The organism is Nocardia terpenica (assembly GCF_013186535.1).
GTDB lineage: Bacteria > Actinomycetota > Actinomycetes > Mycobacteriales > Mycobacteriaceae > Nocardia > Nocardia terpenica.
The window spans coordinates 144,164-166,786 of record NZ_JABMCZ010000005.1; the positions used below are offsets into that span (position 1 = coordinate 144,164).

General features: G+C 68.4%; 22 protein-coding genes and 2 pseudogenes. 9 read left to right on the forward strand and 15 right to left on the reverse strand.

Annotated elements, in window-relative coordinates; translation table 11 throughout:
• Positions 1-4 precede the first annotated feature (4 nt).
• Positions 5-997 (forward strand): sugar-binding transcriptional regulator, encoded by a 993-nt coding sequence (locus HPY32_RS36525; RefSeq protein ID WP_231951656.1) that lies wholly within the window; start codon positions 5-7, stop codon positions 995-997.
• Between the two features lie 12 nt (positions 998-1,009).
• Here the strand turns inward: HPY32_RS36525 and HPY32_RS36530 are convergent, their stop codons facing one another.
• Together HPY32_RS36530 and HPY32_RS36535 are read right to left on the reverse strand one after the other, a co-directional pair.
• A complete protein-coding gene (locus HPY32_RS36530; protein ID WP_067588765.1) occupies positions 1,010-2,485 on the reverse strand; it encodes an FGGY-family carbohydrate kinase in 1,476 nt (491 codons plus the stop codon).
• Between the two features lie 115 nt (positions 2,486-2,600).
• Positions 2,601-3,200: a TetR/AcrR family transcriptional regulator gene (locus tag HPY32_RS36535; RefSeq protein WP_067588764.1), complete on the reverse strand. Its 600-nt coding sequence runs from the start codon at positions 3,198-3,200 to the stop codon at positions 2,601-2,603.
• Between the two features lie 94 nt (positions 3,201-3,294).
• Here HPY32_RS36535 and HPY32_RS36540 point away from each other — a divergent pair, with 94 nt between their 5' ends.
• The 3 genes from HPY32_RS36540 to HPY32_RS36550 all read left to right on the forward strand — a co-directional run bounded on the left by HPY32_RS36540 (position 3,295) and on the right by HPY32_RS36550 (position 6,039).
• Positions 3,295-3,516 carry a hypothetical protein gene (locus HPY32_RS36540; RefSeq protein WP_067588763.1) on the forward strand — a complete coding sequence of 74 codons (222 nt, stop codon included), beginning with the start codon at positions 3,295-3,297 and terminating at the stop codon, positions 3,514-3,516.
• Positions 3,513-5,060 carry a carboxylesterase/lipase family protein gene (locus HPY32_RS36545; RefSeq protein ID WP_082871437.1) on the forward strand — a complete coding sequence of 516 codons (1,548 nt, stop codon included), beginning with the start codon at positions 3,513-3,515 and terminating at the stop codon, positions 5,058-5,060. Before HPY32_RS36540 ends, HPY32_RS36545 begins: the two co-directional genes overlap by 4 nt.
• A gap of 100 nt (positions 5,061-5,160) precedes the next feature.
• Positions 5,161-6,039: a cyclase family protein gene (locus HPY32_RS36550; protein WP_231951655.1), complete on the forward strand. Its 879-nt coding sequence runs from the start codon at positions 5,161-5,163 to the stop codon at positions 6,037-6,039.
• 7 nt (positions 6,040-6,046) lie between these two features.
• Here HPY32_RS36550 and HPY32_RS36555 read toward each other — a convergent pair whose 3' ends face one another.
• The 5 genes from HPY32_RS36555 to HPY32_RS36575 all read right to left on the reverse strand — a co-directional run bounded on the left by HPY32_RS36555 (position 6,047) and on the right by HPY32_RS36575 (position 11,093).
• Positions 6,047-7,165 carry a zinc-binding dehydrogenase gene (locus tag HPY32_RS36555; RefSeq protein ID WP_082871436.1) on the reverse strand — a complete coding sequence of 373 codons (1,119 nt, stop codon included), beginning with the start codon at positions 7,163-7,165 and terminating at the stop codon, positions 6,047-6,049.
• Positions 7,162-8,085, reverse strand: coding sequence for a Rieske 2Fe-2S domain-containing protein (locus HPY32_RS36560; RefSeq protein WP_082871435.1), 924 nt, complete (start codon positions 8,083-8,085; stop codon positions 7,162-7,164). The genes HPY32_RS36555 and HPY32_RS36560 overlap by 4 nt, the downstream gene beginning before the upstream one ends.
• Positions 8,086-8,101: 16 nt before the next feature.
• Positions 8,102-8,947 carry an enoyl-CoA hydratase/isomerase family protein gene (locus HPY32_RS36565; protein WP_067588760.1) on the reverse strand — a complete coding sequence of 282 codons (846 nt, stop codon included), beginning with the start codon at positions 8,945-8,947 and terminating at the stop codon, positions 8,102-8,104.
• Between the two features lie 9 nt (positions 8,948-8,956).
• The gene (locus HPY32_RS36570) at positions 8,957-9,727 is read right to left on the reverse strand and encodes an SDR family NAD(P)-dependent oxidoreductase (RefSeq protein WP_067588758.1); all 771 of its coding nucleotides are present in this window, start codon (positions 9,725-9,727) and stop codon (positions 8,957-8,959) included.
• An 88-nt stretch (positions 9,728-9,815) separates the two neighbouring features.
• On the reverse strand, positions 9,816-11,093 hold the full coding sequence (locus HPY32_RS36575) for a TetR family transcriptional regulator (protein ID WP_067588756.1): 1,278 nt from the start codon (positions 11,091-11,093) through the stop codon (positions 9,816-9,818).
• Between the two features lie 79 nt (positions 11,094-11,172).
• On the opposite strand from HPY32_RS36575, the pseudogene HPY32_RS36580 reads away from it, so the two are divergent.
• Positions 11,173-12,647: pseudogene (locus HPY32_RS36580) on the forward strand (aldehyde dehydrogenase).
• A gap of 49 nt (positions 12,648-12,696) precedes the next feature.
• Here HPY32_RS36580 and HPY32_RS36585 read toward each other — a convergent pair.
• Together HPY32_RS36585 and HPY32_RS36590 are read right to left on the reverse strand one after the other, a co-directional pair.
• Positions 12,697-13,842, reverse strand: coding sequence for a lipase family protein (locus HPY32_RS36585; protein ID WP_082871849.1), 1,146 nt, complete (start codon positions 13,840-13,842; stop codon positions 12,697-12,699).
• Between the two features lie 172 nt (positions 13,843-14,014).
• Positions 14,015-15,310, reverse strand: coding sequence for an FAD-dependent oxidoreductase (locus HPY32_RS36590; RefSeq protein WP_067588754.1), 1,296 nt, complete (start codon positions 15,308-15,310; stop codon positions 14,015-14,017).
• Between the two features lie 129 nt (positions 15,311-15,439).
• Here HPY32_RS36590 and HPY32_RS36595 point away from each other — a divergent pair, with 129 nt between their 5' ends.
• The gene (locus tag HPY32_RS36595) at positions 15,440-16,315 is read left to right on the forward strand and encodes an LLM class F420-dependent oxidoreductase (RefSeq protein ID WP_067588752.1); all 876 of its coding nucleotides are present in this window, start codon (positions 15,440-15,442) and stop codon (positions 16,313-16,315) included.
• Positions 16,316-16,318: 3 nt separating this feature from the next.
• Here HPY32_RS36595 and HPY32_RS46345 read toward each other — a convergent pair whose 3' ends face one another.
• Complete coding sequence (locus HPY32_RS46345; protein ID WP_082871433.1) at positions 16,319-17,524, reverse strand: phosphatidylserine decarboxylase; 1,206 nt, start codon at positions 17,522-17,524, stop codon at positions 16,319-16,321.
• 340 nt (positions 17,525-17,864) lie between these two features.
• Between HPY32_RS46345 and HPY32_RS45240 the strand changes: the two are divergent.
• A pseudogene (locus HPY32_RS45240) lies at positions 17,865-18,032 on the forward strand (NAD(P)-binding protein); the annotation flags it as partial.
• Positions 18,033-18,072: 40 nt separating this feature from the next.
• On the opposite strand, the gene HPY32_RS36605 reads toward HPY32_RS45240, so the two are convergent.
• Positions 18,073-18,600 (reverse strand): TetR/AcrR family transcriptional regulator, encoded by a 528-nt coding sequence (locus HPY32_RS36605; RefSeq protein ID WP_067588749.1) that lies wholly within the window; start codon positions 18,598-18,600, stop codon positions 18,073-18,075.
• Between the two features lie 99 nt (positions 18,601-18,699).
• On the opposite strand from HPY32_RS36605, the gene HPY32_RS36610 reads away from it, so the two are divergent.
• On the forward strand, positions 18,700-19,650 hold the full coding sequence (locus HPY32_RS36610) for a quinone oxidoreductase family protein (protein ID WP_067588747.1): 951 nt from the start codon (positions 18,700-18,702) through the stop codon (positions 19,648-19,650).
• Between the two features lie 6 nt (positions 19,651-19,656).
• Here the strand turns inward: HPY32_RS36610 and HPY32_RS36615 are convergent, their stop codons facing one another.
• Positions 19,657-20,550 (reverse strand): TIGR03564 family F420-dependent LLM class oxidoreductase, encoded by an 894-nt coding sequence (locus tag HPY32_RS36615; RefSeq protein WP_067595871.1) that lies wholly within the window; start codon positions 20,548-20,550, stop codon positions 19,657-19,659.
• 93 nt (positions 20,551-20,643) lie between these two features.
• Here HPY32_RS36615 and HPY32_RS36620 point away from each other — a divergent pair, with 93 nt between their 5' ends.
• Positions 20,644-21,168 (forward strand): TetR/AcrR family transcriptional regulator, encoded by a 525-nt coding sequence (locus tag HPY32_RS36620; RefSeq protein WP_067588745.1) that lies wholly within the window; start codon positions 20,644-20,646, stop codon positions 21,166-21,168.
• A gap of 25 nt (positions 21,169-21,193) precedes the next feature.
• Here HPY32_RS36620 and HPY32_RS36625 read toward each other — a convergent pair whose 3' ends face one another.
• From HPY32_RS36625 to HPY32_RS36635, 3 genes are read right to left on the reverse strand one after another with little or no spacing between them, the layout of a single operon-like run.
• A complete protein-coding gene (locus HPY32_RS36625; RefSeq protein WP_067588742.1) occupies positions 21,194-21,400 on the reverse strand; it encodes a DUF397 domain-containing protein in 207 nt (68 codons plus the stop codon).
• 25 nt (positions 21,401-21,425) lie between these two features.
• A complete protein-coding gene (locus HPY32_RS36630; protein WP_067588740.1) occupies positions 21,426-21,632 on the reverse strand; it encodes a DUF397 domain-containing protein in 207 nt (68 codons plus the stop codon).
• Positions 21,622-22,524 carry a helix-turn-helix domain-containing protein gene (locus HPY32_RS36635; RefSeq protein WP_067588738.1) on the reverse strand — a complete coding sequence of 301 codons (903 nt, stop codon included), beginning with the start codon at positions 22,522-22,524 and terminating at the stop codon, positions 21,622-21,624. Before HPY32_RS36635 ends, HPY32_RS36630 begins: the two co-directional genes overlap by 11 nt.
• Positions 22,525-22,623: the final 99 nt, after the last annotated feature.

The window sequence follows — 22,623 nt, forward strand, 5'->3', positions numbered from 1 at the left end:
GGGGATGTACGGCAGCCCCGACGCCTCGGCGGCCACCACGACGGGCAGCGCCCACTTCGCCCCCGCGCTGCTCTACGCGGCGGCGAAGATGTACTACGAAGAGGACGCCACCCAGGCGGAGATCGCGCACAAGCTCGGCACCAGCCGGGCGACCGTGAGCAGGCTGCTGTCGCAGGCGCGCCGCGACGGCATCGTCCACATCGAGGTCCGCGCCCCCCGCGAGCACGACCACGACAGCCTCGCCGACCGGCTGGCCGCCGCCATCGGAGTGCAGCGGGTGTATCTGTCCACGCCGCTCCCGGCCCCGACACCGGCCAAGCCGACCGTCGATGTGATGGGAAGCCATCTCGCCCCGGCGGTTTCGCGCGCACTGGCCGAGGCCGGGCTGGTTCCCGGGGACATCCTGCTGGTGTCCTCGGGCCGCACCGTCTACGAGGTCGCGCAATTCGATCTCGACCGTCTGCCCGGCGTGCTCGTCGCACCCACGGTGGGCGGCAACGATCAGCCCGAGGAGTGGTATCAGACCAACGAGATCACCCGGCTGCTCTCCAACAAGCTCGGCGGACGGCCCAACTACCTGTTCGCGCCCGCGCTGCCCGGCCCCGATCTCTACCACACGCTGCACGCCGATCCGGCCATCCAGCGCGTGCTCCAGCTGTGGCCGCGGGCGCGGTGCGCGCTGCTGGGCGTCGGCGCGCCGCCGCTGCTGCGCGCCGATATCCCGGGGTTCGTTCCCACCGCCGCCGCGTCACTGCGCGACGCGGTCGGCGACGTGTGCTCACGCTTCTACGACCGCGCGGGCGAACCGGTCGACTTCCCCGGCCGCGAACGCCTCATCGCCGTGGAACTGCCCGTACTGCAACAGATTCCGATCGGGATCGCCGTCGCCGTCGGCGCCGACAAGGTGGGATCGATCCTCGCCGGAGCCCGCGCCGGATACTTCAACCGGCTGGTGACCGATCCCTCGACCGCGCGGCAACTGCTCGATCACGCGTAACGGCGAACGGCATCAGCCGAATTCGACCAGCCGGTGCACCTGCTCGCGCGTCGCCGGGTACAGCTGCCGCCAGGTCTCATACAGCGTGTCGTAGCGTTCCCGGTGCGCCGGATCGGGCGGCACCTCCCGCGTGATGTGCGACCAATCCGTCTCGGGCGCAACCAATCCCACGCCGATCGCGGCCAGCAGCGCGTCGCCGTAGCTGGCGCCGATGGCCTGCTCGGGCACCTGCTGGGTGAGCCCGGTGACATCGCTGAGCGTCTGTGCCCACACGGGGCTGCGCAGCCCGCCGCCGACGCCGACCGCGCGCACGACCGGCGCGGCATCGTCGAACATCTCCAGAATCTGGCGGATTCCGAACGAGATCCCCTCGTAGGCCGCCCGGAACAGATGGCCGCGCCCGTGGCGCAGGCTCAGCCCGGCCACCACACCGCGGGCGTCCGGGTCGAAGACCGGGGTGCGTTCACCGGCGAGGTAGGGCAGGAAGACGAGCCCGTCGCTGCCCGGCGGCACCGCCGCCGCCTCGGCGGTCAATTCCTCGAAAGACGCTCCGCCGGTGACCTTCTGCAACCACTGGGTGAGGCTGCCCGCGGTCGAGGTCCCCGCCGCCAGCGCATACGTGCCCCGCTGGACTCCCGTCGTCGTCCACAGCGCCGGATTGGTGTGGAAGTTCTCCAGCACCTGCACCAGGAACATAGTCGACCCGTACATCAGCATGAGGTCACCGGGATGGCGCACGCCCACGCTGAACGCCTCGGCATACGCGTCCACGGTTCCCGCCACCACCGGCGTGCCCGCCGGGAACCCGGTCTGCGCGGCCGCCGCCTCGGTCACCGCGCCGACCACCTCGGACGGCCACACCAGCCGGGGTAGCGGCAGCGCACCCAGAATCCGCCCGGCCCATTCGGTATTCCAGTCGAAGTCGCGAATCGAATACAGCGGATCGGACTGGCTCGCCGTGTGATGATCCTGGATGTATTCCCCGGTCAGCTTGGCCACGATGAACGAATTCGAGCTGTAGAACCGCCGGGCCCGCCCGAACACCTCCGGCTCGTTCTTACGCACCCATTCGATCTTGGGCCCGACCGCCTGACTCGACAGCGACTTCCCCGCCCGCGCCACAATCGCGTCGGCCCCGAACAACTCGGTGAGCTCGGCGATCTCGACCGTCGCCCGGGTATCGACCCCGTACAGAATCGCGGGCCGCACCGGTTCGCCCCGCTCGTCACACAGCACCAGACACGGCCCGACCCCGCTCACGCAGACCCCGGCGATCCGATCGCCCGCGGGCACGGCATCCGCCAGCACCCGCCCGATCCGGCACACCTCACCCCACCACATCCCGACCGCATCGACCTCCGCCCACCCCGGCCGCGGCAGCGATATCTCGTGCGTGATCTGGTGCTCGGCCAGCACCGTCCCATCGGGCCGCACGAGCACGCCTTTACTGCTCCCGGTCCCCATATCGATACCCACAAGCAATTCCACGGCCCCAGCGTAAGCGCCCCACCCCGCCGCACAGGCAAGGAACGCCGTAATCGACTTGCCCGGCAACCGAATCGACCGCACCACGTTGAATGTTGAAGCGCGTTGCCGCTATTCCTCAGCCCGCAGGCGGAAAGATCCGGTCCAGTTGCCGATCGATGAGGGCGATCGCGTAATCGGAGGTCCACTGCCCGAGCAGGACTCGCGTCTGGATCCCCTCGGCGCCCGCCGTGAGAAACGCGGCCTCGGCGGCGGCGTCGACGTGCTGCGGCACCTGCCCCGACTCCCGGCCCCGGACGAGGAGGTCGGCGACCAGATCGGCAACCGCATGCGGCGCCGCCTCGGCAACCGCCGCGAGCCGAGGCTCGGTGAGAAAGCGAACGAAATAGGCCGCATGCACCACCTGCCGACGCCGCCGCGATTCATCCAGCGGCAGCATCTCCAACAACACCCCGCGCACAATCGCCCGCAGGTCGGAGGCGACCCCGGCCAACCGCTCCCGGGCCTCGCGTTCACCGTCGGCATTCAGGATCTCCAACGCCCCCAGCAGCAGTTCGTCGCGGGTGCCGAAGTAGTACTGCAGCAGCCGGGCCGACACCCCCGCCTCGGCGGCAACCTGCCGCAAGGTCACCTGCTCCAGGCCACCGCTGATGGCCAGCCGCCAAACCGCCTCCGCGATCTGACGACGCCGTTCGTCGTGGTCCACCTGCCGTGGCACCGGATTCGCTCCTCCGCATAGCCCGCCCAACCGTTGTGGTGCGATCGTAACAAGACGTGTTATGGTTCGATCGAACCACAAAGAAAGGCGCGAGATGCGTTATGTAACAGTGCAGATCGTGGGCATGATCGGACTGGCGCTCGGCGCGCAGGGCGCGATCCGCCTCCTGGCCAACCACCACAACACCGGCCTCCTGAGCTGGTTGCCGGGCGGATTCGCGGTGGCGCTGCCGGTATATGCGGTGCTCGCCGTCGCCGGAGCCGCCCTGGCGGCCTGGGCCAATCGCAAGAACGCGCGGACCGGGACCCGCCGATGAGGCGACTCCGCGTCGCCGGACTCTGCGCGCTGGCCGCGCTGCTCGCCGGATGCGGCACCCCCGGACCCGCGCCGCATTCGGCACCGGTGGTGACGACCGAATCCGGCGCGGTTCGGGGCGTCGTGACCGACGGCCTCGCCCGATTCCGCGACATCCCGTATGCCGCACCGCCTGTCGGGGATCTGCGGTGGCGGAGCCCGCAGCCGGTGGCCCCCTGGGCGGGCACGCGCGACGCGACCCGCTCGGGCCCGGTGTGCCGGCAACCGGCGGCGCCCGAGATGCCGCGGCAACTCCCCCAGAGCGAGGACTGCCTGACGCTGGACATCACGACACCCCCGGCGGGCGGCACCGAACATCCCGTGCTGGTGTGGCTGCCGGGCGGCGGCTTCATCACCGGCGCGGGCTCGATCTACGATCCGGCCCGGCTCGTGCGCGCCGCCGACGCCGTCGTCGTCACCGTCAACTATCGGCTGGGCGTCTTCGGCTTCTACGCCAACCGCGACCTCGGCGACAGCAACTTCGGCCTGCAGGACCAACTCGCGGCGCTGCGCTGTGTGCACGCGAATATCGCCCGCTTCGGCGGCGATCCCGGCCGAGTCACCCTGGCCGGAGCCTCCGCGGGAGCCATGAGCACCTGCACCCTGATGACCGCACCGCAGGCCCGGGACCTGTTCCGGCAGGCCGTCGTCGCCAGCGGCTCGTGCGAAACCAACCATCCCGCAGGCGCGCTCGGTCCGGGGGTCGCCGCCATCTCGACCTGGCAACCTCTCGACACCATCCAGCGCGCCGGACAGGCCCTCGCCGCCGAGCTCTCCTGCCCCGACACGGCGTGCCTGCGCGGCAAGCCCGCCGACGAATTACTGCCCCACACCGCCGAATTCCCCTTGGTCGCGGTCGGCACCCCGCTCGTCCCCACCGCGCCCGCCGAGGCGTTCGCCGCCGGAACTCAGGCGAATGTCCCTCTGCTGCAAGGCGATACCAACGACGAACACGTCGAATTCACCCTGGCCGCCTATCCGCAGCCCCTGACCGCCGACCAGTACACCGAGCTGCTGCGGGCCGCGTTCGGCCAGGATGCCTCCTCGGTCGAACAGCGTTATCCCGCAGCGGGATTCCCGTCACCGACCGCCGCGGCCGGTCGGGTGTTCAGCGATCGCGACTGGATCTGTCCCGCCTGGCGAGAGGCGCGCGAGCACAACGAGAAGGCGTCGACCTACACCTATCTGTTCGCCGACCCCTCCGCTCTCACACCCGCCGGGAACGCGCTGCCCACTCTCGTCCGCCCCGCCACCGCGCACGGCTCGGACATGCCCTACCTGTTCGACTTCCCGGACGGTCCCCCGCTCACTCCCGCCCAGCGTCCCCTGGCGGCCGAACTTGTCCGCTACTGGGCCGCTTTCCTCCGAACCGGCAACCCCGACACCGAGGGCCTGCCCACCTGGCCCCGACTCGACACCCTCGAGTTCGCTCCCGACACCACCCGCACCATCGATCTCACCACCAGCCACCATTGCGATTTCTGGGACACCATCGAGGATGGATAGTCAATACTGCTTGTGCGGCAGTGGATTTCGAAGATCGTCCGGTGTTAGCGTCGCTGGCGGTGCGGTGGTCGAGGGCCACCCATGAGCTATGGAGCCAGCAGTGAACGAGCCGGAGGATCTGCCGACCAATTGGGGCCGGTGGGGCGAGGACGACGAGCGGGGCACGCTCAATCTGATCACCGATGAGGTGCGGGCGCGGGCGGTCGCCGAGGCGCGCACCGGGCGGACCGTGTCCCTGGCCCGCGCGACACCGACCGCGCCGATGGTCGCCGGGCCCACGGCACCCGGTGGTGCGGACTCGATCTCGGTGTTGCAGGCGCCGATGTTCATCGGGGGCAACCCGCAGGCGACGGCCGAAGTCATCGTCATGACGCCGCACAGCGTCAATATGACGCACTTCGACGCCCCGGTGCACATCGTGGTCGACGGTGCGGTGTATCCCGGAGTGCCCCTGGAGGATGCGTACGGCCCGGCGGGGATCCGGCACGGGTCCACCACGATCTTCGGCGCCGGTGTCGTGACTCGCGGTGTGCTGCTCGACCTGGCCTGGGCGGGCCCGCTCCCGGAGGGGCACGGGGTGAGTGCCGCCGAGCTGGATCTGGCCTGCGAGCGCGCGGGCGTCGAGATGCGCGGCGGCGACGCGCTCGTCGTCCGCGGTGGCTGGGACCATGCCGCCGACCCGCGCCGCCGCATGCCGGGCATGACCCTCGACGCGGTCGCCTGGATGGCCCGCCACGACGTGGCCGTCTACGCGGGCGATATCGGCGATGTCTTTCCCCCGCTCGACACCCGCCTGCCCACCCCGCTGCACCGGGTCGGCCTGGCCCGCCTGGGCATGCCCCTCATCGACATCGCCGACCCCACCGACCTGGCCGCCGCCTGCGCCGACGAGGGCCGCGCCACTTTCCTTTTCGTCGCCGCACCCCCGCGCCTGGGCGCGGCCAGCGGCGTACCGGTCAACCCGCTGGCCATCTTCTGAGGCTTCGCTAGCTGCTGGCGGCGTGCAGTGCCGACGCGAACCCGGCCTGCTGCGGAGTGAGCAATTCGTCGGTGTCCAGCTCGGGCAGAATCAGGATCTTGACCTGTTCGGTCGCGCCGTTCCGGGGCCGCAGCGCTTCGAAAGCCGCTCGGGCACCGGCCAATCCGGTGTAGGCGGTGACCATGAGCGCGGGGTCGTAGCGGCCCGCGCGGAGGTGTTCGTAGGCGCGCCAGACGCCTTCGTAGCGGGTTTCGCCGTAGACCGGGCCGCACACGAACTTCAGCGTGATGTTGTTGACGACCGCTGTCATGGTGCGGATCGCCTCCGGCTCGGCATTCGCCCCGACAACGCTGATCACGGTGTGCGGCGGGACGGACGCGATGAGATCGGACAGCAGCCGGGCGCCGGACGCCTCCACCACGTGCAGGCGCTTGCCCCCGGCCAGGTCGCGCCAGACCGCGACGGGATCGGTCTCGCGCGGGTCGACGGCGACGGTGGCACCGTAGGCCAGGGCGATCTCGCGGCGGATGGCCGACGGGTCGGACACCACGATCGGATCCGCGCCCCGCGCAACCAATTCCACGACCGCACCGAGCCCGATCGGCCCCGCCCCGGTCACCAGCGCACCCTCGCCGGCGCCGATACCGGTTTGCCGGGCCCCGTTGGTGCCGGTGGCGATCGGCTCCAGGGTCGCGGCCAGCACCGGGTCGACGTCCTCGTCGAGCGGGACGTGCATGCCCGCCCCGGCGATGGTCTCGGTGCTCATCCCGCCGGGGTACTCGTTGGCGTAACCGAGGCAGCGCACCGCCCCGGCCGCGTCGGCGACCCACGGCAGCACGAAAAGCTTCTGCCCGACAGCGTAATCGGTGACATCGGGCCCGAGTTCGGTGACCTCCGCGGTGAATTCGTGCCCGAACACCAGCGGGCGATCCTTGTCGAACAGGAAGGTGTCCTGCTTCGCCTCGGCATTGGAGGCGAGGAATTCGTCGGTGTGCGCCCACGCCGACAGATCGCCACCGCAGATGCCGTTGGCGATCGGGCGCACCCGAATCTGCCAGGCCCCCAGCTCCGGCAGCGGAAAATCGCCGACCGTGAATCGGCCGTTGTGGAAAATCGATGCTCTCACTCTGTGATCCCTTCCGGAATGAAGTTCGTTCGATACCAGCGGCGGAACTGGCCGATCAGCCGCTCCGAGGAGGTGAGCAGTGGCCTGTCCCGGTGAATCTTGTTCTCCCAGATGGGGATATCGCTTTCCCACTGTTCCCGCACGGCGTCGAAGACCAGCTGGTTCAGCCCCTCGGCGTCCCCCTCCGCCCGCACCGACACCATGCCGCGCAAGATGATTCGCTCGTCGTCGAGCGGTGTGGGATACAGCCGGTAGCACCCCTGTAAGCCCGCCCCGCTGTGCACGGCCATGACCATCCCCGGCCCGTGCAGCTCGCTGCGCAACGGAACGCCCGGCAGGTCCGGGTCCGCATCGGGCCGCGGCGCGAGCTCCACGCGGAAGACCGGCCCGTCGATCTCCGCCGCCCCCACCGCCGCCATCATCCGCGACCGGTGCACCCACCGGAAATGCGCTCCGTCGACACCGTTTTCGCAGATATCCTGTGCGTACCCCCGGATGATCCATTCCGCCGTCAGGTCGGGAGCCCAGCCGTCGTGGTCGAGAATCGGCATCTCCCAGTCCGGTTCCCGATCCGGGTCACCGCTCCACACCAGCACCACGCCGTTCTGCTCGCGCACCGGCCACACCCGCACGCCCGCACGGACCGTGAACCGCCCGTACGGCACCTCGACACAGCGCCCGGCCGCATCGAACCGCCACCCGTGGAACGGGCATCGGATCGAACCCTCGACCACGACCCCGCCCACGCCGAGATGAGCGCCCAAATGCGGGCAGTGCGCATCCAGCACGTGCGCCCGCCCCTGCTCGTCGCGCCACGCCACCAGATGCCGACCGAACGCCTCGACCGGCAGCACCGCCTGCGCCGCAAGCTCCGACGAGAACGCCACCGCGAACCAGCCAACGGGCATCTGTCTGCTCATCGCCGAACCCCCTCGCTCACAGCGGATTCCATCCCGGCCTCGTATGCTCCCGGAAGGCCGCGAACGAGGTCCGCAGCTCCCCGGTCGCCGTGCACATCACCTGGGTGCGGTTCTCCAGATCGAGGGCATGGCGCAGACTGGGCGCATCGACGTTCTGCCACAGCGTCTCCTTGGTCATCCACACCGCCAGCGGCGCGTGCGCCGCGATCTGCGCCGCCTTGGCCAGCGCGACCGGCAGCAGCTCCGCCGCGGGCACCGGGTCGAGCGTCAATCCGATCCGCGCCGCCTCCTCGGCCGGGAAAACCCTTCCGGTGAGCATCAATTCGGCCGCGCGCGCCGCGCCGACCAGTCGCGGCAGGTGGTAGCTGGTGCCCATATCGCACGCGGACACGCCGTGTTCGATGAACACCGCGCCGAATGTGGCCTCCGGGCAGGTGATCCGGATATCGCAGGCCAGCGCCAGCGCGAATCCGCCGCCCACCGCGGGGCCGTTGATCGCGGCGATCACCGGCTGCCGCAGCCGGTGGATGCGTTCGAACAGCGACGCCATCAACTCCTGCGCCGCGAACGTGCGCGCCACCTCACCGGTCACCGCGCCCAGCAGCGCGGCGGTCGGCGAGGCCGAGGTGCGATCGAACTCCTCCGGCGTCGACTTCAGATCGGCCCCCGCGCAGAACGCCGACCCCGCACCGGTGATCACCACGGCCCGAATGTCGGGGCGACCGTCGAAATCCGCGAAGACCGTGTGCAATTCGGCCACCGTTTGAGAATCGAGCGCATTGCGCCGCCGCGGCCGATCGATCGTGACGAGCACGATGCCGCCGTCGCGATGGTCGACCCGCACCGCCGAGGACTGTCCCATACCGCACTCCTAACGTGCCACGATGCCGCCGTCGGCGATGACGGTCTGGCCGGTGATGAAGCTGCCCGCATCCGAGGTGAGAAGCAATGCGGCCCCGACCATTTCATCGGGCTCGGCGATCCGCCCCTGCAACCCGGACCGTTCCAACTCCGCGATCCGCTCGGGGGTGTTGTTGCGGACCATGGCGGTATCCACCGGCCCGGGCGCCAGCGCGTTGACCCGGATGCCGCGGGGCGCGAATTCGGCGGCCATGGACCGGGTGAACGCCACCATGGCGGCCTTCCCGGCCGAATACATCGACGTCATGGGCGAGAACATGAACGCACCGACCGACACCACATTCAGGATCGCCGCGTGCGGACTGGCCTCGAGCAGCGGAAGGGCGTTCTGTACCAGGAACACCGGGCCGCGCAGATTGACCGCGAAGGACTTCTCCCACGCCTGCGGGGTGAGCTCGCCCAGCGGTTGCGCCAGCGCGTTGGCCGCATTGTTCACGACGATATCCAGTCCGCCGAACTCCGCCGCCGCGGCCTGCACCACCGCGTCGAGGGCATCGAGGTCCCCGAGATGGGCGGGCACACCGATGGCACGGCCGCCCATCGCGGTCAGATGGTCGGCGGCGGCCCGGCAGGCTTCGGGTTTTCGACTGGCCACCACCACATTCGCGCCCGCGCAGACGAAACCCTCCGCGATGGCCAGGCCGATCCCCCGGGTCCCGCCCGTGACCAGCGCGGTACGGCCGCTCAGGTCGAACAGGCTCGCGAACTTCTCCCTGTTCATCGTCTCGTTCTCTCGGATCACCTGCGTGCCGCCCCGGCACGCCCGCGCTACTTAACTTACGCAGCGTAAGCTAAATGGTAGCAGAGCGCTAGTCGCGGCGGGTGATACCCGGGACAATGATCGAGCGCAGGTGCTCGACCAGCGCGGCCTCGGCCGGAGGGGCGATGAGCATGTGCATCATGACCGCACCCCGCACGGTGTCCAGCAGCGCGCTGCCGTCCACATCGGGCCGCACGATCCCCTCGGCCTTGCCCCGCTCCACCAATCGCACATAGGTCGCGCGAATCGGCGCGGTGTACTTCGCCTCCACCTGGGCGAGCAGCTCCGCCCGGTTGTACAGCTCGGATGCGATCCCGGACAGACCGGCCAGATAGATCGGGTCGGACTGGATGCGGACCATCGCCTCGATCAGATCGGTCAGCGCCCGCTCGAACGGCTTTCCCTCGTCGATGAGCGAATCCTGGTCGGGCACAGCGAATATCGCGTCCTCGACCAGCGCGAACCGGCTGCCCCAGTGGTCGTAGACGAACGGCCGCGACACCCCCGCCCGGCGAGCGACCTCGGTGAGGGTCAGCTCCTCGTATCCCTTCTCCCCCAGCAACTCTCGCGTGGCCGACACCACCGCCGCCCGCCGCTGCCGGTCGCGGGGACGGCCGCGCCCGGACGCCTCGATATCGCGGTCCTCGGCGGCCGCGGAGATCCGCTTGGGCGCGGAGCCGGTCGCACCGCGCAGTCCGGCGGCGGTGAATTCGACGAGTTGCGTCAGCCACGCGCGGTCCAGACCCTTCGGCCCCAGCGGGGAGCCGTAGGCGGGCAGATCGCTGTTGGCCAGCGTCATGATCGCCGACATCATGGCCATTCCGGCGCGCGCCTCGGCGGCGGGCACGGTCGGCAGGGCCCGGCGGGTCGCGGCGCGGAACAGCGCGGCCAGGCCCGGTTCGGCGTCGAGCTCGGTGCGCCAGATGTCGTTGTGCTTCAACGCAACCTGAGCCAGGACCTTCATCCATCGCAGTCCCCCGACCGGATCCTCGCTCAGCAGCGCGACATACGGATCCACCACCGCCCGCACCACCTCGCGGACGTCCACCGGTTCGTCCGAATCCGCCAGCGCGAGCAGCTGATCGGTGGTGACCTGCACGATCGGCCCCGAGCGGCGGCGGATCACCGCCCGCAACAACTCGTTCTTGTCGGCGAAGTGATACGACACCGCGCGCGTGGCGACACCGCTGGCCTGCGCCACCGACCGCAGCGACACCGCGTCCACCGAGCCGTCGCCGAACAACCGCTCGGCGGTATCGATGATCAGTGTGCGGGTGTCGATATCGGTGCGCGGGCCGCGTCGCCGTCCCGTGCCGTCGTCGGTCATGGTCATCAACGTACCGGCACACCGCGCCGATTCTGCCGATTCCCGGCCGGAATTTATTCACATGGGTAAACTCGTGCCGATGACGCGGAGCACCGACCGGACCGAGTACGACACGCTGTTCATCGGGGGCGCATGGGTCGAGCCCTCCACCACCGACACCATCGAGGTGCGCTCCCCCGCGACCGGCGCGTACGCCGGGCGCGTTCCCCTGGCCGCGGCGGCCGACGTCGACGCCGCCTGCACCGCCGCCCGCCGCGCCTTCGACGAAGGCCCCTGGCCCGCACTGCCGCCCGCGGGCCGGGCCGCGGTGATCGGCCGCGCGGCCGCGCTACTGGAGGAGCGCGCCGACCTGCTCAAGCGGCTGCTGACCCTGGAACTCGGGCAGCCGGGCGCGATCGTCGACACCATCCAGTACGGGCCCGCGGTGGCGAGCCTGCGGTATTTCGCCGGTGCCGCAGACACATTCGCCTGGCGCGAGATTCGCGACGGCATCTACGGTCGGACGCTGGTGACCCGCGAACCGATCGGCGTCGTGGGCGCGATCACCGCCTGGAACGTCCCACTGTTCCTGGCCGCCAACAAGATCGGGCCCGCCCTGCTGGCCGGATGCACCGTCGTGCTCAAGCCCGCCGCCGAAACCCCGCTGTCGGCAATCGCTCTCGCCGAGGCATTCGCCGACGCCGGACTGCCCGAGGGCGTGCTGTCGGTGGTGCCCGGCGGTGTCGAGACCGGCCGCGCCCTCACCGCCAACCGCGAGCCCGACAAGTTCACCTTCACCGGCAGTTCGGCCGTCGGGCGCGAAATCGGAAAACTGGCCGCCGAGAAACTCAAGCCCTGCACCCTGGAACTCGGCGGAAAATCCGCGGCCATCATCCTCGAGGACGTCGATCTGGACGCGGTCCTGCCGTCGCTGCTGTTCTCCGGCCTGCTGAACTCCGGGCAGGCGTGCGTGGGCCAGACCCGCATCCTCGCGCCGCGCTCGCGCTACGCCGAGATCGTCGATCGTGTCGCCGCCGCGGCGGCGGCCACACCGGTGGGCCGACCCGACGATCCCGCGGTCATGCTCGGCCCCCTCATCTCCCGCAGGCAACGCGACCGCGTCGAGGGCTACATCGCAAGGGCATCGAGGAGGGCGCCCGCCTCGTCACCGGCGGCGCCCGCCCCGGCGGCCTCGACGACGGCTGGTTCCTCCAGCCCACCGTCTTCGCCGATGTCGACAACGCGATGACCATCGCCCGGGAGGAGATCTTCGGCCCGGTGCTGGTCGTCATCCCCTACGACACCGAGGACGACGCCGTCCGCATCGCCAACGACTCCCCCTACGGCCTGGCCGGAAGCGTCTGGACCACCGACTATCCCAGGGCAATCCGGATCGCCGCCCGCATCCGCACCGGCACCTACGCCGTCAACATGTACGCCTTCGACCCCGGCGCCCCCTTCGGCGGCTACAAGAACTCCGGCATCGGCCGCGAGAACGGCCCCGAGGGAATCGACCAGTACTGCGAACCCAAAAGCGTTCTGCTGCCGTTCGGTTTCACGCCCGACCAGCAGTAGTGGCCGCGGTGTCGGCGGGCCGATGCCGGCCCGCCGACACCGGTTTCGGTCAGCAGTTCGACGGTGCGGGCTCACCCCGGAAGCGGGCGTCGAGCCATGCGGTCATCATCGGCATGCCGAGTACCGCGGCGGACATGTGTTCCGGCGCCGGTGTCAGCTCGGCCTCGACCGGTACCCCGGCCGCGCAGTATCGGCGGTCGGTATTGACGATCGCCTGCACCGGAATCAGCGGGTCGGTGGGCGAATGCCATTCCAGGATCGGCGTGTTCGGCACGCCGTCGAACAGTTCCAGGCTGTTCTCCTCGACGACCGCCAGGGCGTCGGGATCGTCGACCAGCGTCGTGCTCTTCGCGAATTCGAGGGCATTGTGTCCGGCCCCGGCGGCGAGAATGTCATTGGTGCAGCCGTTGGCCATCGAGTCCCGCAGCGCGATGCCGCGATCGTTCATGGCGGTGCTGACCGGCAGCCGGTTCGGGTATTCCCGCTCCAGCCCGATCGCGGCGGCCATGGCCAGCCCGAACGCCGGGTGCGAATTGGTCCCGAGCGCCTTCACCATGGTCACCAGATTCATCGGCACACCGCCCAGCGCGGCGCCCGCGATCGGCAGCTCGGGCGCATACCTCGGCTGCAACGCCGCGGCCCACGCCGTCGCCATACCACCGCCCGAATACCCGGCCATGGTGACCGGGCTACCCTGCACCCGCAATTCGGGCAGCCGTTTGACCGCGCGAATCCCGTCCAGCGTGATCTGCCCGCCCAAACGCGCGGCGCCGTAAGCCACTTGCGGGCCCAGGTGATCGGGCAGCGCCACACTCCAGCCCCGTATCAGCAACGCATTCAGGGCGGGCGCCTCGCGCACGGCCAGATTCGGGTCGTTGGTATACAGCACCCGCGACACCGCGCATTCGGTCCCGAGCCCGTTGATGATGTGCTGGTAGGACAGCAGCGGCCCGTCCGGAGTGTGATTGAACGGCGTGAGCATGGTCGTGGTCGCCGCGATCGGCTCCCCGCGCGAATTGGTGGACCGGAATTTGACCAGTGTCACCGTGGTCCCGGGAAATTCTAGCAGCGGCGGCATGGGCCGCGCATCGAGCACATCACCCGGTTGATGCGCGGCCAGATCCGGCGGGGCGGCGTAGAAGGGATCGGGATCCGGTCGCGGATAAATCGGCTGCGCCGCCGCGGTCCCGGCCATAACGAGGCCGAGCACCAGGCCACCGATCGCTCCGAACAACTTCCCGGCATTCCCGCGATTACGTTCCGACAACCGATCGCGATACGTCACTCGCTCGACCTCCTGGGAGAGTGTGCAGCTCGTGAAAACCGATCGGTTGTCTATTCAAATGTGAAAGCCGCCAATAGATCAATCAGCCACGCCGAGGAGGGCCCTGACGGCCGGGTGAAACCGCCTGCGGGCGGGCGAATGCGGGGGCGTGTTCGGGGCGGGGCCCGAATGCGACCAGATAGGCGGGGACGGAGCGCAGCGCGGGAATATTACGAAACAGCCACTGCGGGACCTTGGGGAAACCGTCGCGTTCTCCGGTGACCAGCGGGCCGGTCATCGTCGCCTGCAGGAAGCGTTGCAGGGCCTGCACCACTACCGTTGCGGGCCAACGGCGTCGAGCTACCTTGGCCAGATCGGCGGCGCTGATGTCATGTCGCAGTAGCGGTTTCGCGAGGAGGGTGGCCGCGCCGACCGCGTCCTGGATGGCGAGGTTGATGCCGACGCCGCCCATGGGCGACATGGCGTGCGCGGCGTCGCCGATGCACAGCAGGCCGTCCACGTGCCAGCGCCGCAGCCGATTCACCCGCACATCAAGGTGTTTCACGTCGTCGAGGGTGCGGATCTCCTCGCTCCGGTCGGCGAGCGCCGGGAACATGGCGGAGAATCGAGCGCGGAACGCGTCCACGCCCTCGCGCCGGATCACCGGGTCGAAGTTCTTCCGGTTGATATAGGCGAGCTGAAAATTGTCGCCCCGGTCGATCGCGAGCCCGATTCCCGCCGGGGTGATCTGCGCGCTGAGTCCGCCGCCCGCCGAATCGCCGTCGCGCTTGCTCACCCGCAACCACCACACATCGATCGGTGAGGTGAATTCGCGCGGGCGCAGGCCGACCGAGGCGCGCAGCGACGACCAGCGGCCGTCCGCGGCCACGGTCAGATCGGCGCGCAGCTCGCCGGTCTCGCCGTCGGCGGTCCGGTACCGCACGCCGACGACCTTGTCGTTGTCGATGATCGGCCCGGTGACTTCGGTGTTCATCCGCAGATGAAAGCCCGGCTCCCGCTTCGCCGTATCGGCGAGCAGGTTGAGCAGGTCCCACTGCGGGACCATCGCGATGTACGGGTAGCGACCGGGCAGCATGCTGTAGTCGGCCAGCACGACCTTCTCGCCGCCCGGGACGTCGAATTCCAGCCGGGTCACCCGGTTGTGTGGCAGCGCGGCGAAGGCGTCCGCCAGTCCGAGTTCGTCCAGCAGCCGCAGCGTCGACGGATGTACCGTGTCGCCGCGGAAATCGCGGAGGAAGTCCGCGTGCTTCTCCAATACCGTCACCTTCACCCCGGCGCGCGCGAGCAGCAGGCCGAGGACCATGCCCGCCGGTCCGCCACCGGCGATCGCACAGGTCGTCGTGTCCACATCGTTTCGCTTCTCGACACCGACTCTCATGGGAACCCTCCTCTGTCGTGCCGGACGATTGCCGGACGGCACCAGGTTTCCCGTCGACAGGGTGAGCGGGCATCGCCCGTTTGGGGTGATCGTGTCGAAACGCGCCCGCGCCGTGCACAATCGGAGTCCATGGACGTCGCTTTTCACATTCCCGTCTTCGAGATCGCCGGTGGCACTGCCGCCATTGCCGGTGAGCTGGCCCGCATCGGCACGGCAGCGGAGGCGGCGGGCGCGACCTGGTTGTCGGTGCAGGACCACTACTTCCAGATGGATCTGACCGGGCTTCCGCCGGAATCGCCCATGCTGGAGGGATATACCACGCTCGGCTTTCTCGCGGCGCACACGTCCATCATCCGGCTCGGCCTGCTCGTCACCGGCGTCACCTACCGGCATCCTGGCCTGCTCGCCAAGATCGTGTCCACGCTCGATGTGCTCTCCGGCGGCCGGGCCGTATTCGGTATCGGCGCAGCCTGGTTCGAGCGCGAGCACCGCGGGCTCGGCGTGCCCTTCCCATCGACTTCGGAACGGTTCGAGCGGCTGGAGGAGACGCTGCTGATCTGTGCGCAGATGTGGGATCCGCAGCGCGACGGGCCTTTTCACGGCAAGCATTATCGGCTGGCCGAGACAATCTGCGCACCACAACCGATCCACCGGCCCGAGGTGCTCATTGCCGGTGGCGGAGAACGGAAGACGCTGCGGCTGGTCGCGCGGTACGGCGACGCCTGCAACCTCGTCGGCACCTCCCCCGAGGAGGTCGCGCACAAGCTCGACGTCCTGCGGCGGCATTGCGACGAGGTCGGCCGCGACTACGACGAGATCCGCACGACGATCGTCCCCGTCAACCCGCGGCCGACCCCGGACACGCGCGACGAATTCGTCCGCGCCATGGCCGATTACGCCGAGATCGGCGTGCACGAGGCCGTGGTCATCCCCAGGGGCGACTCCCCCGCGGCGTGGATCGACGCCATGGCGCCCTGCGTGCCGCGGCTCGCCGAGCTCGGGTAGCGCTTAGGGGTGCAGGGGCAGGCGTCGCCGCGACGACGTGTGATAGGGACCCGTGAACAGCCCGCGCGTCCGCTCCTTCGGCTCCAGCACCCCGATGCGCTGCCCCTGCAACAGTTGGAGCGCGGGGAACCGATCCTGTTCGAACAGCAGGATATTCAGCGACCCGCCGTACATGAAGTTCCCGACCTTCTCCCCCTTGTCCACCGTGACCGGGAGCTGACCGGTGAACTTGTCCAGGAAGTTCACCGAGGCGATCGAGTTGAGGCCGACGGGCACCATTCCCACATACCCCTCGCCGTCCGGTTTTCCGGCGGCGTCCAGATAGCGCGTCTTGATGATGAGGTAACCCCTGCGGAAGTATTCGAACATCGCGTAGTCGTACCCGTAGCCGACGTCGCCCTTGTTGAGCAGTTCGGGGAAGTTCCGCATGCCGTAGTAGAGGCCGCCGATATCGTCGCGCGCCTCCACCACCTCGCCCGCCACCGGCGTGTGATACCAGTGGTAGCTGTCGGGCATCAGAATGCACGACACCGCCGTGCCGCGGATGAATTTCTCGGCGTACGGCGAATTGTCCAGCAACTGCGCGATATTCATGGTCACGGTCTTGATCGGGATCGGCGTGTGCGCGGTCAGATCGTCGACGATCATATTGATGACGCAGTCGGCCGGGGCGACCACCACGCTGTCGTCGTCGGGGGCGGCGATCGGCCGCGCATCCTCCTTGATATCGCGAACGAAGAACTGGTTGAAGGTCTCCCAGTCCTCCATCCGGTAGTCGGCCATCCGCTTCGGCCCGAGCTCGTCGATCCAGCTCCGGATCAGTTCCTTCGACTCCTTCGTATCCATCTGCAGGCCACGCAGATTCGTGAAATCGGCGGTCATCTCATAGCCCGGACCGGTGGTCACGAAGGCCATACCGGCATCGTTCTCGTAGCTGACCCAGCTGAACTGCTCGATATAGTTCAGGCCGCTGACGACGCCCGGCATCCAGTGGTACCACTCCGCGAAGAAATCACACAGAAAGTCGATATCCTGGTCCTGCCAGTCGCACTGCACCTCTTCCGGCGTATCGTCGGGAAACGGCACCACATTCGCCACCGCCTCGTCATAGGCCGACTTGAAACCCTGATAGTCGGTTTCGTACCAACTCCTGATCTTCGCGAGAAACTCGTCGAGAGTCCGGGAGTATCCATCGCTGCCGCGTGTCACTGTCCTGCTTCCTTTCGTCACCAAAGGAAGGGGCCGGAATCGGTCCCTGTACAGAGTGAATGTCCTTGTACCTCAGCATGATTAGAGGCATCATCGCCGAGTGATCAACCGGCTGAAGCGGATTGCGCTCCGACGCTAACAGGAGACCCGGATCAACGGCAGGACTTCAGCCCGAAACATCCTGCGGGACCCCTATTCCGGTACCGGTTTTTATCGAACCGACTATTCGGGCGGGGACCCGATTCGGTGGGTAGTCCGGATGGCGCAGGCCGCTCGTACGGTGCCCCCCAGGGCATGTCCGGTGCGTCCCTTTTCATGTCGTCATCGAGAAGGGACCGACATGTCGGATCTGCATGTCGTTATTGCCGGGGGCGGGCTGGGCGGCCTGGCCCTCGCGCAGGGACTTCGCCGGGCGGGGATCGGCGTCGCCGTCTACGAGAAGGACCCCACGCCGCACTTCCGCAACCAGGGCTACCGCATCCGCATCAACCCCGACGGCATCGACATTACCCGCGGCACCTCTGGGATTCGGGCGCTGACCGACACCGTCAGCCGATCCCGACAGTCCGGGCCGTCAGGTCCAGCACCCCGTCACGATGGCGTTGCCGGGAGATCGTGTCGGCGATCTCCGGGCGCATGCTCGCGAAGATGGCCGCGGCCAGGAACTCCGCGTCCGCGTCGGGGGCAAGTTGCGAAATCAGCTCCGCGAGCAGGGCACGCCACGGTGCCCAGGTCTGGGACTGACAACCGCCGGGCAGGGCACGCATCAATGGTTGCAGTTCGACGACGGTGAGATCGAAGACCGCAGCCACGATTGTCAGAATTCGTTCCCCGACAGGCACTTTCGTATCCGCGGCGACATCGCATGCCGTCGCCCACGCTCGGCCGGTCCGGTCGTCGAACAGCGCGCGAATCAGCCCCTCCCGGTCGGCGAATCGGCGGAACAGCGTGCCCTTACCGACTCCGGCCGCCGTCGCGATGTCGTCCATCGAGACATTGTCGAGCTTGTCCTCGCAGATCAGGCGCCCGGCCACGGCGAGGATCGCGGCCCGATTGCGCTCGGCGTCAGCGCGCATCCCCCACTCTCCTAATGGCATTGACAAAAGCGGACCAATAGTCCGTATCCTAGCAGGAGGTTAAGCGGACCATTGGTCCGGATGGGAAGGTGAAGTCGTATGCGTGCAGTGCGTTATCACGAGTACGGGGCCCCGGAGGTGCTGCGGGTCGAAGAGGTCGACGATCCCGTTCCGGGCGAGGGTGAGCTCCTCGTCCGGGCGGTGGCCACGGGGGTGAACTACTTCGAGGTGCAGGTGCGCGCCGGAGTGGTTCCCGACCCGTCCGGGCTACCGCTGCCGCGCATTCCGGGTATCGAGGTGGCCGGGGAGGTGGTCGCGGTCGGTCCGGGCGTCGATGCGCACCGAATCGGCGAGCGGGTGGTCGGCACGGTCGCCTCCGGCAGTTACGCAGAGCTGGTGCGTCTTCCGGCCGCGGCGGCCGTCCCGCTCGACGAACGGCTCGGCGAGCATCGGGCGCTCGCGCTGCTCGGGCAGGGCGCGACGGCCGTGGGGGTGATCGAAGCCGCCGGTATCGAACCCGGCGAGACGGTGCTGGTGGAGGCGGCCGGTGGGGGAATCGGGACCCTGCTGGTCCAGCTGGCCAAACGCGCGGGCGCCCGGGTCGTCGCCGGAGCGAGCGGAAATGCGAAGCGGCAGTTGGCCATCGAGCTCGGCGCCGATGCGGCCGTGGACTACACGCGACCGGGGTGGACCGAGGAGGTCGGACCGGTGTCGGTGGTGCTGGAAACCGTTGGGGGACAGACGGCTCGCGACGCCTACAACCTGCTCACGGCCCCGCATGCGCGGATGGTCGTCTTCGGCTCGGCCAGCGGAGCCCCGGTCGAAATCGGTTCGGGGCAACTGCTTCCGATCGGCGCTTCGCTGATTCCGTTCAGCCTCGGCCACCGCCCGCAGCGATGGGCCGAATTGGCCCGCCGGGCAGAGGAATTGACCGTGCGTGGCGAGCTCGCCCCGGTGATCGGGACGGTTCTGCCTCTGGCCGAGGCGGCCGCGGCGCATCGCGCGTTCGAGAACCGCACGGCGGTCGGCAAAACCATCCTCACCATCTGATCGAGGTCAACGCAGCTGCGTCACCACCGACACCGCCCGAGCCCGCTCCTGCTCGTCCCCGACCGGGCTCACCACCAGTTCGGTGACCCCGGCCTCCGCGAACCGCCGCAGCTCGGTCAGGACCGCGTCCTCGTCACCGGCGATCACCGTGTCCTGCGGGCCCGACTTCCCTTGCGCGGCAAGCACTCGGCGGTAGCTGGCGAACTCGCCCGCGCCGCCGTAGCGCGCCGCGATGTCCCCGCGCACGCGGGCGGGATCGGTGGTCATGCTGACCATTACCGTCGCGACCACGCGGGGCGACGGGCGGCCCGCCCGGCGCGCGGCCTCGACGACCTTCGGCACGATATCGTCGCCCAGCAGATCCGCGCCGGTCCACACGGTCACCGTGCCGTCCGCCAGTTCCCCCGCCAGGCGCAGCATCACCGGGCCGAGCGCGGAAACCAGCACCGAGGGTGCCTCGGCCCCAGGCACTTCGACGGTGCCCGCCGCGGACAGCGTCTCCCCGCGGAAATCGACGGCCTCGCCGCGCAAAAGCGGTTGCAGCACTTGCAGATACTCGCGGACGTGCCGGGCCGGGCGATCGTACGACAGGCCGTACTGGCGCTCGATCACCTCCCGATGACTCGGCCCGATCCCCAGCGTCAGCCGCCCGCCGACGGCCGCCTGCACGGTCAGCGCCTGGCCCGCGAGCGCGAACGGATGGCTCGCGAACGTGCGAACCACCGCCGTTCCCAGCCCGATTCGCGGCACCCGCTGCCCGACTATCGCCGCGAGCGTGAGCGCATCCCACGTCAGCTGCGGCAGGAACACGCTGTCCAGTCCGGCGCGCTCGGCCGCCGCAACATCCGCAACCACGCCCTCCAGCCCCTGCGGGCGGGCGGAGTAGAGCCCGATCTTCACCACTGCCTCCAAAACGGAACTCTCAGTTCACCTTACGGCACCGATCGTACGCTAAAGTGAATCGATAGTTCCGTTTCCGGAAAGGGGCTGGTCATGCGCGCGGACGCGATGCGCAACCGCGAACGCATCCGCACAAGCGCCGTGCGACTATTCGCCGAGCACGGCCCCGACGTACAGATGTGCGAGATCGCCCAGGCCGCGGGCCTCGGCGTCGGCACCCTCTACCGACATTTCCCCGACCGCCGCGCCCTCGCCCTGGACATCGGCGCAGGCGCACTACACAACCTGATGGACTTCGCCGAATCCGCCCGCGAACGCGAGAACACAGCCTGGGACGAGCTACACGCAATCATCCGCCACTGCGCGACTTTGCCACTCGCACTGGCAAAGTCACTATCCGCACTGGTCCCCGACGACGCCGGGCTGTCCACCCTCGAGCGCACCGTCGACAACCTGCTGGCCGACCTAGTCGAGCGCGCCCAACGGGAGGGCACCCTACGGCCGGACGTCCCGCCACGCGAAGTGGTGCGCCTGCTGAGCGTCATAATCTGCCGCCCGGGCGCGCGTGCCGACGACTACCTGACCATCGTGATGCTCGACGGCCTCCGGGCTACCTGACGTCGCCATCGGCCACCCCACACCCTTACGGTCGATCGAAGCTGCCACCAATCACGTTGGCGGTGAAGGCATCCCATTCCCCTGGCATGAAGACCAATGCCGGGCCGCTCTGGTTCTTGGAGTCGCGTACACCGACCATGCCGCCCCCGAGGTGCGCCACTTCCACGCACTCCTCTCCCCCAGCACTGAAACTGGACTTGAACCATTCGGCAGTACCTTGCTCACCGACCACGTTCGTACTCCCTCGCTTTCCAGGCTCACATCCGATCGAGGCTCCCGTCAATCAGGTTGGCGGTGAAGGCATCCCACTCTCCGGGCGTGAAGACCAATGCCGGGCCACTCTGCTTCTTGGAGTCGCGGACGCCGACCATGCCGTTGCCGAGGTGGGCTACTTCCACGCACTCGCGTCCACCGGAACTGCGGCTGGATTTGAACCAACGTGCCTTGGCTAGCTCATCGATCACGCTCGAACTCCCTTGCAATGTCTCGCAACTTCTCGCGGCTGGTACTTGGATTCAGGCTGGCGTCGTGGGCCTTCTTGAATGCTTCGTAGTACGCCTCCACCTCGGCTCGGCCCTCGAAGTATGTACCGCCGGTCAAGCTCTCCGCAAACACGATTGTCGGTTCTGCGACGTTACCTTGCTTGTCCAATCCGAAGTCGAGAATCACGAAGGGCGGCAACACTATCCCGCCCGGGCAGCCCGCGCTGAACGGCAAGACCCGCAAGTCCACGTTCTCACGGGTGCTCATGTCGGCCAGATGTCTCAGTAGAGCAGCCATCACCCGACGACTCCCGACGACGGTTCTGAGCGCCGCCTCCTGAATAACGACGTTGAGCTTCACGGGCTTTCGCTGACGAGTAATGATGCGCTGCCGTCTGATCCGAAGTTGCACGCGCCGCTCGATCAGTTCGTCGGAATCATTGTGAAAGTACACACGATCGAGCGCGCGAGCGTACTCTTCGGTCTGAAGCAACCCCGGCACGAGTATCGACTGATAGATCGTCAGCTCCTGCGCACCTGCCTCCAGCCCGACATACAGATTGAAGTCAGCGGGTATCACATCACCGTAAGTGTGATACCACGTCTTCGCTGGCATGCCCTTCGCAATCTTGACCAGCACAGCCGTTTTCGCCTCGTCGACGCCATAGATCTCGCACAGCTCCCGAACCTCCCGGCCTCTGACCTTGTTCGTTTTCGAGGTCTCGAGGTTCTGGAGCGTTGTTTTGCCCCACTCCATCAGATCGGCTGCCTGTTCCAAGGTCATCCCAGCCGTCTGGCGCGCTTCTCGGAGGTAGCGCCCAAGTTGCCTGCGGGGCAGGGTGCTACCTACCTCATCGGGATCCTCGTCCACCATGAACTAACCCCCTTGTTCCGATTCCGAACTTCCGATAGTCGTAATCCGACCGATGGTATGTGCCAATCGCGAACCACTCCTGCGGATTTGCGCGACTTT